Annotated in this window: 14 protein-coding genes; 13 read left to right on the plus strand and 1 reads right to left on the minus strand. The window is 40.7% G+C overall.

Annotated features, from left to right (window positions below; all coding sequences use genetic code 11):
• Positions 1-11 precede the first annotated feature (11 nt).
• The 12 genes from hisC (at position 12) to ABD010_RS07780 (ending at position 9,948) form a co-directional block, all read left to right on the plus strand.
• On the plus strand, positions 12-1,115 hold the full coding sequence (gene hisC / locus ABD010_RS07725; protein WP_343811793.1) for a histidinol-phosphate transaminase: 1,104 nt from the start codon (positions 12-14) through the stop codon (positions 1,113-1,115).
• The gene (locus ABD010_RS07730) at positions 1,112-2,212 is read left to right on the plus strand and encodes a prephenate dehydrogenase (RefSeq protein WP_343811795.1); all 1,101 of its coding nucleotides are present in this window, start codon (positions 1,112-1,114) and stop codon (positions 2,210-2,212) included. Before hisC ends, ABD010_RS07730 begins: the two co-directional genes overlap by 4 nt.
• Before the next feature lie 27 nt (positions 2,213-2,239).
• On the plus strand, positions 2,240-3,529 hold the full coding sequence (gene aroA / locus ABD010_RS07735; RefSeq protein ID WP_343811797.1) for a 3-phosphoshikimate 1-carboxyvinyltransferase: 1,290 nt from the start codon (positions 2,240-2,242) through the stop codon (positions 3,527-3,529).
• Between the two features lie 106 nt (positions 3,530-3,635).
• Positions 3,636-4,904: a tetratricopeptide repeat protein gene (locus ABD010_RS07740; protein WP_343811799.1), complete on the plus strand. Its 1,269-nt coding sequence runs from the start codon at positions 3,636-3,638 to the stop codon at positions 4,902-4,904.
• A 31-nt stretch (positions 4,905-4,935) separates the two neighbouring features.
• On the plus strand, positions 4,936-5,508 hold the full coding sequence (locus ABD010_RS07745) for a ReoY family proteolytic degradation factor (RefSeq protein ID WP_343811801.1): 573 nt from the start codon (positions 4,936-4,938) through the stop codon (positions 5,506-5,508).
• Positions 5,509-5,604: 96 nt separating this feature from the next.
• A complete protein-coding gene (locus tag ABD010_RS07750; protein WP_343811803.1) occupies positions 5,605-6,069 on the plus strand; it encodes a DUF2487 family protein in 465 nt (154 codons plus the stop codon).
• A 150-nt stretch (positions 6,070-6,219) separates the two neighbouring features.
• The gene (locus ABD010_RS07755) at positions 6,220-6,732 is read left to right on the plus strand and encodes a QcrA and Rieske domain-containing protein (RefSeq protein WP_343811805.1); all 513 of its coding nucleotides are present in this window, start codon (positions 6,220-6,222) and stop codon (positions 6,730-6,732) included.
• A 6-nt stretch (positions 6,733-6,738) separates the two neighbouring features.
• Positions 6,739-7,413, plus strand: coding sequence for a menaquinol-cytochrome c reductase cytochrome b subunit (qcrB, locus tag ABD010_RS07760; RefSeq protein WP_343811806.1), 675 nt, complete (start codon positions 6,739-6,741; stop codon positions 7,411-7,413).
• A 19-nt stretch (positions 7,414-7,432) separates the two neighbouring features.
• Entirely contained in the window at positions 7,433-8,212 is a 780-nt protein-coding gene (locus ABD010_RS07765) for a menaquinol-cytochrome c reductase cytochrome b/c subunit (protein WP_343811808.1), read from the plus strand.
• 84 nt (positions 8,213-8,296) lie between these two features.
• Positions 8,297-8,878: a lipoprotein heptaprenylglyceryl N-acetyltransferase LhaT gene (lhaT, locus tag ABD010_RS07770; RefSeq protein WP_343811810.1), complete on the plus strand. Its 582-nt coding sequence runs from the start codon at positions 8,297-8,299 to the stop codon at positions 8,876-8,878.
• 67 nt (positions 8,879-8,945) lie between these two features.
• Positions 8,946-9,200, plus strand: a complete 255-nt coding sequence (locus tag ABD010_RS07775; protein ID WP_343811812.1) for a sporulation protein YpjB — start codon at positions 8,946-8,948, stop codon at positions 9,198-9,200.
• 61 nt (positions 9,201-9,261) lie between these two features.
• Positions 9,262-9,948, plus strand: coding sequence for a zinc metallopeptidase (locus tag ABD010_RS07780; protein WP_343811814.1), 687 nt, complete (start codon positions 9,262-9,264; stop codon positions 9,946-9,948).
• A 638-nt stretch (positions 9,949-10,586) separates the two neighbouring features.
• Here ABD010_RS07780 and ABD010_RS07785 read toward each other — a convergent pair.
• Positions 10,587-11,459 (minus strand): YitT family protein, encoded by an 873-nt coding sequence (locus ABD010_RS07785; RefSeq protein ID WP_343811816.1) that lies wholly within the window; start codon positions 11,457-11,459, stop codon positions 10,587-10,589.
• Positions 11,460-11,690: 231 nt separating this feature from the next.
• Between ABD010_RS07785 and ABD010_RS07790 the strand changes: the two genes are divergently transcribed.
• On the plus strand, positions 11,691-12,026 hold the full coding sequence (locus tag ABD010_RS07790) for a nucleotide pyrophosphohydrolase (RefSeq protein ID WP_343811818.1): 336 nt from the start codon (positions 11,691-11,693) through the stop codon (positions 12,024-12,026).
• Positions 12,027-12,059 lie beyond the last annotated feature (33 nt).

Raw genomic sequence — 12,059 nt, forward strand, 5'->3', positions numbered from 1 at the left:
TGAGGACTGGGATGGATACTAAACAAATTATAAATGAGTTAACACCATATAAACCGGGCAAGCAAATTCATGAGGTCAAGGAAATGTATGGATTGGACCGCATCGTAAAACTGGCGTCAAATGAAAATCCATTCGGTTATACAAAAAAACTTGATAATCTGAACGCATTTTCACCATCCTTTGAGGTTTATCCAGATGGATATACAGCAGAATTACGAAGTGCCTTGGCAAAAAGATTAAATGTTGATGAAAGTCAGCTTGTTTTTGGAAATGGATCTGATGAAATTGTCCAGTCTATCTGTCGTGCATTTCTGTATCCGGGAGTCAATACTGTTATGGCGGTACCGACATTTCCTCAATATAAGCATAACGCGCGCATCGAGGGAGCGGATGTTAGGGAAGTGCCGGTTGTAAATGGCTACCACGATCTGCAGGGAATGCTTGATGCTATTGATGAGGAGACAAATGTGGTTTGGCTGTGTTCACCGAATAATCCAACCGGCTGTGCCATCCCTCATGACGATTTCTATAACTTTCTGGATCAATGTCCGGATGATGTGCTTGTAGTACTGGATGAAGCTTATTATGAATATTTGGATGAAAAGAAAGACCTTGATACAGTGGAAAATTTGCCGCAATACAAGAATCTGATTGTACTGAGAACCTTTTCAAAAGCATATGGGCTGGCAGGTTTGCGAATTGGGTACGGAATTGGAAACCCGGATTTGGTTGCAAAACTGGATGTTGTCAGAGGACCGTTCAATACATCATCCATTGCACAAAAAGCTGCTTTAATTGCTATGGAAGATGATACGTTTATCGCTGACAGTGTTTCTCGAAATAAAAAGATCAAAAAAGAGTTTCAACAATTTCTGGACACCATTGATTGGCAATATTATGAGTCAGAAACTAATTTTTTATTTATTTCCACACCGATAAACAGTAATGATGTGTTCCAATACATTCTGAAGCAAGGCTTTATTGTTCGTCCGCTCGAAGGTCTTGGGTGTCCGAATGCAATCCGGGTCACAATTGGCAAAGAATCGGATATGAAAGAATTACAGTCCATTATTTTACAGTTGAACAACAAAGTAATCGAGGCGAATCGATCTTGAAACGAACAATATTCATCATTGGCCTGGGTCTGATTGGTGGTTCTCTGGCCAAAAGTCTTAAAAACGACAGCAATAATTATATAATAGGATTCGATTCGGATATGCGAAGCGTTGAGCTTGCTCGGAACAACAATTTTATCGATGCTTCCTGTGAGGATATTACGGTGTCTGCACAGGAGGCCGATATCATTATTTTGGGTACACCTATCAGTGAAACCATCACAATTCTTGGAAAGCTGAACAAGGTATCGTACGATCATGAAGTAATTGTGACGGATGTTTCCTCGGTTAAAACACCTGTAATGAACAAAGCCAAGATGATTACGAATAAAAATATCAACTTTATTGGCGGTCATCCGATGGCAGGATCCCACAAACGGGGAATAACCGCAGCGAAGGAACATCTGTTCGAAAATGCCATTTATGTACTAAGTCCGGCAGAGAGTTGCCGTTCACATTTTGTTGACGAGTTAGAAGAAGTGCTCCGTACCGTAAAAAGTAATTTTATTGTTTTGCCGGCCGAAGATCATGACGAGATGACGGGTGTAATTTCGCATTTTCCGCATTTAATTGCATCTTCCCTGGTTCATCAGGCAAGAAAATGGCAGCACACACATGCATATATTCCAAAACTTGCTGCAGGAGGCTTTCGTGATATTACAAGAATTGCCTCAAGCAATCCGGATTTATGGCAAGATATTTTTTACCATAACCGAAGTAAAATGTCACAGTTATTGGGTGACTGGATAGCAGAAATGAACGAATTAAAAGATTTAATTGATTATAACAACCGGCATGAATTGACTGCCTATTTAAGACAGGCAAAAGAATACCGGGACGGGCTTGGCACCTCGAAAAAAGGTGCTATTCCGGCATTTTATGATTTGTACGTCGATATCCGTGACCAACCTGGAGCAATTTCATCGGTTGCCAATATACTGGCATCAGCAGAGGTTAGCATCAAAAATCTGCAAATACTAGAGATACGTGAAGGTATAACAGGTGTATTGCGGTTAAGTGTGCCATCAAAGGACGAACAGCAGAAAAGCCGGATTGTTTTGGAGAAAAGCGGATATGAACTTATGCTTGCAGAATAAAAGTATCCAATGAAGGAAGTGAAACTATTGACCGAAATAAAGCTGAAGCCATTTCAAAAGCCATTAACCGGAGAAGTGGAAGTACCGGGAGATAAATCGATTTCTCATCGTGCTGTAATCCTAGGATCATTGGCAAAAGGCACAACAAACATTACTAATTTCCTGAATGGAGAGGATTGTCGCAGGACAATTGACGCTTTTCGGAAACTGGGTGTCACGATTGAACAGGAAGGTACAAGTGTCACCATACATAGTGATGGAAAAGAAAAATTAACCGAAGCAAAACAGCCCATATATTTTGGAAATTCAGGAACAACGGCACGGTTGATGCTAGGAGTGTTAGCGGGATTACCTTTTTTTACGACGGCATATGGTGATCCGTCTTTAACGATCAGACCAATGGATCGGGTTGTTCAACCGATGCGCCTTATGGGAGCTTCCATTACGGGCCGTGAAAAAGGAAGTTATCTGCCAACGGCCATTAACGGAGGAAACCTTAAGGGAATATCGTATACACTTCCCGTTAAAAGTGCACAGGTGAAATCTGCGGTTTTATTGGCAGGGTTATTTGCTGAAGATGTTACCGAAGTCATAGAGCATGCAGCTACGCGTAATCATTCTGAAAATATGCTGGAAGCGTTCGGAGCAGATATCGTGATAAAGGATAATGCAATTCGTATAACCAATCAATCATTGTCTGCGGCAAATGTTTATGTTCCCGGGGATATTTCGTCGGCAGCATTTCTTTTGGCATCTGCAGCCATCGTTCCCGGGAGCAGCATATCGATTAATAATGTTGGCCTGAATAAGACACGTACAGGCATTATTGATGTTCTGCTGGAAATGGGTGCAAATCTGAACATTTCAAATAAAAAAAGTATAAGTGGTGAATTAATCGGCGACATCACGGTCACACAAGAAGATCTGAAAGGTATCGTGATCGAAGGCGCTATGATTCCCAGATTGATTGACGAAATTCCTGTCATCGCTCTTCTTGCAACACAGGCTGAAGGGGATACAGTAATTCGTGATGCAAAAGAACTCAGACTGAAGGAAACGGATCGGATTGAAGCAATTGCGTCAAACTTAACCAAGCTCGGTGCCAATGTTGAAACAACAGAAGATGGCATGGTTATCCACGGCAAAACTTCCATTACTGGCGGAAAAGTGGTATCATACGATGATCACAGGATTGCCATGATGCTTGCTGTTGCCTCACTTATTGCCGATGATGCTATAATCATTGATGACATTTCATCCATAGCCATTTCATATCCTGATTTTTTCAAACATCTGGATACACTGAAGACACCTTAAAGAATCTGCATAAAGGCAGATTCTTTTCTGTTTGAAGTAAATAGAAAATTTTTGTATGATTAAAATCACCGGAAATTATTGTCCGATGAGAGGAAGGAAGAAATTAATGGACGAATCAATTATGGACGCAGTACGTCTGATGGAGAGCAAACAGTCAGATAAAGCCATCGCACTTCTTGAAAACTTTTTGCCACAGGCGGACGCAGAAGAAAAATATACAATTGCTGAATTATATATACAATGGGGGTTTTTACAAGAAGCAAGCACTGTTTTGGAGGAACTTCTACAGCAATTTCCGCAAGAAGGAGAACTTAAAGTAATGCTTGCTGATGCATATATTGAGTTGGATAGGGATGAGGAAGCAATGAGTCTTCTCAATGAGATTGGGGAAGATGATCCGGAATATATTGCGACGTTGATTCAACTTGCTGATTTGTACCAGGCACAGGGCTTGTTCGAAGTCGCTGAGCAAAAGCTGCTGACAGCAAAACAGAAGGAACCTAATGAACCGATTATCGATTTTGCACTTGCCGAGCTGATGTTCTCAACCGGTTCCTATACAAATGCCATCCTGTATTATGAAAAAGTTTTGCCGGTTACCAAGGAAATTGCCAACGTTTCCATTAATGACAGACTTGCTGAAGCATATGCCGCATCCGGTGAATATGAAATGGCTTTAAGCATTTATCAGGATATTGACAGTGAGGACTCGGATACATTATTTAAATATGGTTTTACCGCACTGCACGCCGGACGAAAAGATATTGCCATTAAAGCCTGGGAACATCTCATAGAAATAGATATGTACTATCATACAGCTTATTATCAGCTCGCCAAGACGTATGAGTCAGAAGACATGATAAATGAAGCATACGAAACTGCCAAAAAAGGGTTAAAAGTTGACGAATTTAATAAAGAATTGTTTTTCCTAGCGGGATCCCTCGCACATCAGCTGAATGCAAATGATGAAAGTGAAAAATGGATGCGTGAAGCAATTGCACTTGATCCCGACTATAAAGAAGCAATCCTGTTTCTGATTGAACTGTTCAAAACGAATGAAGATAATACAGGAATTATTGATCTGATTAAGGAAATCAAAAACACCGGTGCCAGTGATCCGGTTTATGAGTGGGAGCTTGCCAGAGCTTATAATGAGAATGAATCATATGGAGATGCATTAAATCACTATGACGAAGCATATAATAGCCTAAACGAAGATAGCGACTTTCTAAAAGAATATGGGTACTTCCTAATGGAAGAGGGGAGGCAGAAAACAGCATTATCCGTTTTTGAAAAATATTTGTCCCAGCAGCCAGAGGATATTGAAATGGAAGAGTACATCAACAGAATAAAACAGATGGAAGAAACTGATTAACAAAAATAGATGCTGAAGGAGGTAACCGGTATTGCAAACTCCTGTTTCCTTACAAGATAAAAAGAGCTTTATTCAATGGTTTTTAAATCATTATCAATTGAAAAAGCGGGAAAGTGTCTGGATTTTGAATTATTTGGTTAATCATAATGAGGTTCTGTCAAATGTACATTTTGTGCGGGAAGCAAAATTCTGTCCTCGGGGGATTGTCATTACAAGCCATTGCTCCGAGGAGGTGCCGTTTCGCTTTTATAAAAATCAGCTGGTAACAACAGATGCTGAAAAGTCATTTCACGATATTCGCCTGAATCGGCACGATCCACTGTATATTCAGCTGAATTTTGAAAAAGCAAATCAGAACATCTTTTACGCAGCAGTGTTGGTGGAAAATCCATTTATCCCGAACGAGTATTTCATAACACAAAAAGATAAAAACCTGGCAGCTGATTTATTGGATAGACTTCTGTTTGATTCAACTAAAAACCGTCTCCTGAATAAAATCGATAAGGCTTTGGATCAGCATGACCGTGATACGTTCAATCAACTTGTGAAACAACTGAATCAATTAGAAAAAAAAGCTGATAATCAACCTGATATCCATCGATAATCGGTTGATTTTTTTTGTTTAAATGGGATATGATTAATTTTAAGATTGCTATTTTAATTTGTGAGAATATTGTCAGAGAAAGGCTGGATAATTTTAATGAAATGGAAAAAGAATGAACTGGAGCAATACATAGGTGCAAAAGAATATGTGGATACGATTATTATACCATTACTGCCATTCCAGTTATCAGATGACTCAACGATGACGAAAGATGCCTTTCAGAGGGAAGTCCTTGAAACATTTACAAACGAGCTGGAATTGGAACTTACCGGAAGAGTGTTACTCACCCCTGCATACAATTATTTGAAAACGGCTGACAAAGAAGTGGAAATTGGCCGTCTGAAAAGCTGGACTGATAATATAAGCAACCAGCCTTTTCATCATGTGTTTTTCACAACATTCGATTCTGCCTGGAAAAAAGTTGAACGGGATTTACCAGGAACATTATTGTGGTTACCCGGCATAACAAAAGGAGAGATAGACTCCAAGGAAATGCAGACAGTTATCCGGAGCCAGGTCGAACAAGTTAATGAATTAATCCGAACGTATTGGGCAGAATAAAATAGTGTACGGAATCGTTCAATTTCGAATCTTTTATGATAATGTCGATTATATATTGACCGGACAAACAGTTTGCGCTATCATGGTAATGTCCTAGTAATCTGATTAAATTAAAATTGTCCGTGAAAAATGTATAGAGGGGGGAAAATCATGAGCGAAGATAAACAGCGAGTATCCCGTCGTCAGTTTCTCAACTACACATTAACTGGTGTAGGCGGTTTCATGGCAGCTGGTCTGATGATTTCACCGATTCGGATGGCTATTGATCCAGTCTTCCAAAAATCCAGTGCTGGTGAATTGGCGAATGCGGGCATTGCTGTGGAAGACCTTACAAACAAACCGCAGCGTGTCGACTGGAAGGTGAACCAAGTCGATGGCTGGTACGAGTCGAAAGTCAGTAAATCTGCTTGGGTCTATAAAAAAGATAACGGCGACATAGTAGCACTTTCCCCAATATGTAAACACTTGGGCTGTGTTGTTTCATGGGAAGGCAGTGATCAATATCCGAATCAATTTTATTGCCCATGTCATGGTGGACGCTATGAAAAAGATGGCGAAAACGTTCCAAACACACCACCGACAGCACCGCTGGATCTATACGAACACAAAGTTGAAAATGGGATGCTGTTTCTAGGTAAAGCACATCCACAAGGGGAGGCGTAAACGATTATGTTACAGAAGATTTATGACTGGATAGATGATCGTATTGATATTACGCCACTATGGCGAGATATCGCAGATCATGAGGTTCCTGAGCATGTTAATCCTGCCCATCATTTTTCAGCTTTCGTTTATTGTTTTGGAGGATTGACATTTTTCGTTGTAGTTATTCAGATTTTGTCGGGTATGTTCCTGACCATGTATTACGTTCCAGATATTGAGAACGCATGGAAATCTGTTTACTATCTGCAAACCGAAGTTGCCCATGGCCAGATTGTAAGAGGTATGCATCACTGGGGTGCCAGTGTTGTAATTGTCATGTTATTACTACATACGCTGCGGGTGTTTTTTCAGGGAGCCTATAAAAAACCACGTGAACTTAACTGGATGGTCGGAGTATTGCTATTCTTTACAATGCTCGGTCTCGGATTTACGGGTTACCTACTGCCTTGGGATAACAAAGCTTACTTTGCAACAGAAGTAGGGTTGAACATCGCAGAACAAGTTCCGTTTATTGGAGATGACATTAAAACATTACTTGCAGGTGACTCGGAAATAGTCGGTGCACAAACACTGACCAGATTTTTTGCGATACATGTTTTCTTTTTACCTGCTGCATTGTTCGGTTTAATGGCTGTTCACTTTGTACTGATTCGCAGACAGGGTATTTCCGGACCATTATAAAATTAAAGGAGGTAGAACTGTGCATAAGGGTAAGGGAATGAAATTCGTCGGCGACTCACGAATATCAGCCGAACGAAAACCTAACATACCAAAAGATTATTCTGAATATCCCGGTAGAACGGAAGCATTCTGGCCCAACTTCCTTCTTAAGGAATGGCTGGCAGGTTCTGTGTTTTTAGTCGGTTTTCTAAGTCTGACACTGGCACATCCGTCCCCGCTGGAAGGAATGGCCGATCCGACAAATGCAAGCTATATACCGTTGCCGGACTGGTACTTTCTATTCTTATATGAACTTTTAAAATATGACTTTGCGAGTGGACCATATGTTTTACTTGGTATCATCATTATCCCGGGACTTGCTTTTGGCGGTTTGTTACTGGCACCATTTCTTGATAACGGACCAGGAAGGCGTCCACATAAGCGTCCTGTTGCAGTCGGAATGATGCTCCTAGCTCTTGTATCATGTATTTGGTTGACGTATGAGTCTGCGTCCCACGTTAATTGGGAGAAACGTGCTGAAGTTAACCAACCGATTCCTCCATCTCAGCAAGTGGAGATTAACAAAGAAGATCCGGGCTATGCTATTTATAAGAGTAACTGCATGAGCTGTCATGGTGAAGACTTACAGGGTGGATCAGCCGCACCTCCATTGGTCGGTATCGATCGCTCTGCAGATGAAGTAGCCAAAATCGCACAAAATGGTACCGGACAAATGCCACCGGGTATGTTTAAAGGTTCGGATAAAGAACTGGAAAAACTCGTTAAATTTATCATGTCCGTCAATAAAGACGCAAAATGATACGTAAGTCAATGAGCACTTTTGCCATTAAGTTTGGTGAAGGTGCTCTTGTTGATTCGGAGTAATGAAGAAAGGACTCATGAGATGATTAAATACATACTGTTGGACAAAGGGTTCATTTCCATACTATTCATCATTAATCTATTGGGAACACTGTATGGTTACTATTGGTACCGTTTCCAGCTTGAGACAACGCCCGATATTTTTTTGATTTTTGTGCCGGATAGTCCGACTGCCAGCTTATTTTTTACGATTTTTCTCCTGTTCTTCCTGTTTGGCAGAAATACTCCATATATTGAAGCGTTAGCCATCATCACCTTGTTTAAATATGGTATTTGGGCAGTGGTTATGAATCTGTTGACGCTGGTTGTAGATGGTTCATTAAATTGGCAGGGCTATATGCTGATGGCATCACATGGAGCCATGGCAGTTCAGGGACTACTATATGCCCCTTTTTACAAAATAAAGCTTCATCACATTGTCGTGGCTGCAATTTGGACGCTACATAATGATGTTATTGATTACGTGTTTGAAATGATGCCCGTTTACTCATCCTTATCAACATATATGGACGAGATTGGATACTTTACATTTTGGTTAAGTATTCTTTCCATTGCGATTGCTTATTTCCTGACCGTGAACAAAAAGAATCCAGTGTCGCTGTAACTGCATGTTATATATTATTGGAGCCTCACATACATTAGATTAGAAGAAGTTTTGTGAGGTGATCTCTATGAAACATCAGCGGAAATTCCATCGATTGTGCATACTCATAGGGATTTTGCTGTTGGCGGCACCTGTAAGTGTTCAAGCAAAGGAAACTGCAGGTACATTGATTTTTGCCAAAGCAAATCATTCGTCGTTGGAACCCTTGTATTGGATGACCATTATAGTCGGCGGTTGTATAGCTGTTACATTAACATATGTAAGTTGGAGAAAATATAAAGCAGAGAAGAAAAAAAATGTAAACAAGGATTCAAACAGTTGACTTTTTATTAAAATTTGACTAAAATTGACCTTGACAAGATATAATTATGGAGGAATGAACGATGTTGGGTGGTCTTGGCGGTTATTTTATATATATTGCGTTACTCATGATAATACCGATATGGGCTCAGTCAAAAGTTAAGAGTACCTATAAGAAATATTCAAAAAAGGCAACTTCTTCCCAGATGACCGGCGCAGAAGTAGCCCGGAAAATTTTAAATGAAAATGGGATATATAATGTGGAAGTGCAGGAGACCAAAGGGGTATTGTCTGACCATTATGATCCCCGCAAGAAAGTCGTTCGTCTATCAACGGGCAACTTTCATGGACAATCAATGGCATCTTCAGCTATTGCAGCGCATGAAGTCGGACACGCTATTCAGGATGCACAGGATTATGCATTCCTGCGTTTCAGGTCTTCACTGGCGCCAATTGCTTCAACAGGGTCAAATATTTCCTTTTTCCTGATTATTGCTGGAATTCTGCTGAATATGTCCGGAATGCTTCTGTTTGGCATTATCTTCATGTCAGCAGCCGTACTGTTCCAACTGATAACATTGCCGGTCGAATTTGACGCATCAAACCGTGCGATGGCACAGCTTGTTTCAACAGGAACCATACGCAATAACGAAGAGCGGGAAACTAAGAAAGTCCTTAATGCTGCCGCATTGACATATGTAGCTGCAGCACTCGTAGCAGTTGCAGAACTGGTAAGGTTTATTCTTATCTACGCTGCCAGCAACGAATAATAATTGAGGGGACCCTTTTTTGACCCCCTCCTTGTGTAATTACAATCGATTGAGAAACTTAAAAAGTGTCATGATTTTCTAAACGAAAACATGACACTTTTTTGCTGTGATTTACGATAGTAATTAAAACAGGAACATTCATTTATATTTCTTTTTCCGTAACTACGGCATAATATTACCGAGTGAAGCTTCCTACCCTCGCAGCTGAAATATACTCGCTTTCACTTTACAGCATAAGTGCGGCATCTGCTCAAAAAGACTATCGCAGTGTCTTCTTGACCGTGAGCAAGTGCCGAGCCTCCTCAGCTCGTACCTCGCCTGCGGGGACCCCCTTGCCTAGCTTGTTCTTCCCACAGGAGTCTCGCATATTCCAGCTGCTGGTAATGTGTTTATAACATCTTGTAAGTGATCTGTACAATTTAAGTTTGGTACGGGGTTTGATAACGAGCAAATACTAGCGGAGGAAATACGCCGAGACTCCTGGGGGGGCTAAGGCATAGGTGAGACACCGAAGTGCGTATGCACGAGGTGGCTCACCAGCCGCCCCCCGGAAAGGGAGGTGTATTTCCGGAGCGGCATAATAGCACTTTCCACTTTTCAAACTTATTGCACAGTTTTAGTTCAATTATTCACTGTGCTTAATCATTGATAGGGTTTTTATTTTCATCCAGTGTGAAACCTTCTCCGACAACATCGTGTACAGAGCTTACTGCTACAAATGCGTGAGGATCAATGTCATTAATTATATTTTTTAACCGGACAATTTCATTTCTCCCTACAATACAGTAAAGGACATCGCGTCGTTCACCGGTAAAGCTCCCTCTGCCGGATAGAACGGTTACACCGCGATCCATATCCTGAATGATTTTTTCAGCAATATTATCGCTTTGACTTGAGATAATCGTTGCACCGCGCGCGGAATATGCGCCCTCCTGAATAAAGTCAATTACACGGGCACCGACATAAACAGCCACAAGTGTATACATACCATTGACAAGATCAAGTATGGAAAATACGGATGTTGTGATGACAACAAAGTCAAACAGGAACATTGTTCTCCCCATACTCCAGCCAACATACTTATGGACGAGCCTTGCGATAATGTCAACTCCGCCTGTGGTACCACCATAGCGAAATATGATTCCCAGTCCGACGCCGATAAAGACACCGGCAAATAATGCAGCAAGTGTCATATCAGAGTGCAAGTCGATTTCGATTGGATTGATCTGAAAAACATATAAAAATACGGATACTGCTGCTGTTCCCAGGATGGTATACAGAAATGTAGTTCTCCCCAGGAACTTCCATCCGATAAAGAATACGGGAATATTGAGAATCAGGTTGGAAATTGCAGGGTCCCAGCCCCAGAGAAAATATAGCAATAAGGTAATACCCGTAAATCCACCTTCGCCCAAATTGTTTTGCATATTAAAATGAACAATCCCAAAAGAAAAAATTGCAGACCCAAGCAGGATGAAAAATATGTTTTTAAATTTCAAGCCAAAAATCATAGTGAGATACCTCCAATCCAGCAACACTCTTATTATTATAGACAATTACATACCAGTGAACAAATGGATTTTATCAATATCGTAAAAATAGCAGTATTTTTCTCAGCTTCTATAAAGTATTTCAGTTTTTTCCGGAAATTATTTTTTCTGATGCTATAAACGCAAACATTTGTCAAAGCATTGCTGATTAGCTAACATTAAAGAAGATTGAATAGCTGAGGAGATGTATACATGAGAACAAATCATACGAATTATAACACACAGGAAATTCAGCAACGGGTTGATTCCTACATATCCCAGTTCAAAGAAGGTTACTTCTCGCCGCTCAGTCTGATGGCGAGGCTAACAGAGGAAGCAGGTGAACTGGCCCGTGAAATCAATCATTATTATGGGGAAAAACCGAAAAAATCCACCGAAACGAAAAAAACAGTAGAAGAGGAATTAGGCGATATTGTGTTTGTCCTGACCTGCTTTGCCAATTCATTGGACATCAATCTGTCGGAAGCATTTGAACAGTCGATGAGCAAAATTGAGACACGGGATAAAGACAGGTGGACAAAAAAATAAAACGTAACAATCACAGTAATGAGTGGAGGAATT

This window comes from Virgibacillus siamensis (assembly GCF_039522605.1).
GTDB classification, from domain to species: Bacteria; Bacillota; Bacilli; order Bacillales; family Amphibacillaceae; genus Lentibacillus; species Lentibacillus siamensis.

What these genes read in the sequence shown, in the direction of transcription:
- hisC (WP_343811793.1), top strand. Translation starts at nt 12, where the DNA reads ATGGATACTAAACAAATTATAAATGAGTTAACACCATATAAACCGGGC.
- ABD010_RS07740 (WP_343811799.1), top strand. Translation starts at nt 3,636, where the DNA reads ATGGACGAATCAATTATGGACGCAGTACGTCTGATGGAGAGCAAACAG.
- ABD010_RS07750 (WP_343811803.1), top strand. Translation starts at nt 5,605, where the DNA reads ATGAAATGGAAAAAGAATGAACTGGAGCAATACATAGGTGCAAAAGAA.
- ABD010_RS07755 (WP_343811805.1), top strand. Translation starts at nt 6,220, where the DNA reads ATGAGCGAAGATAAACAGCGAGTATCCCGTCGTCAGTTTCTCAACTAC.
- qcrB (WP_343811806.1), top strand. Translation starts at nt 6,739, where the DNA reads ATGTTACAGAAGATTTATGACTGGATAGATGATCGTATTGATATTACG.
- lhaT (WP_343811810.1), top strand. Translation starts at nt 8,297, where the DNA reads ATGATTAAATACATACTGTTGGACAAAGGGTTCATTTCCATACTATTC.
- ABD010_RS07775 (WP_343811812.1), top strand. Translation starts at nt 8,946, where the DNA reads ATGAAACATCAGCGGAAATTCCATCGATTGTGCATACTCATAGGGATT.
- ABD010_RS07780 (WP_343811814.1), top strand. Translation starts at nt 9,262, where the DNA reads ATGTTGGGTGGTCTTGGCGGTTATTTTATATATATTGCGTTACTCATG.
- ABD010_RS07785 (WP_343811816.1), bottom strand. Translation starts at nt 11,459, where the DNA reads ATGATTTTTGGCTTGAAATTTAAAAACATATTTTTCATCCTGCTTGGG.
- ABD010_RS07790 (WP_343811818.1), top strand. Translation starts at nt 11,691, where the DNA reads ATGAGAACAAATCATACGAATTATAACACACAGGAAATTCAGCAACGG.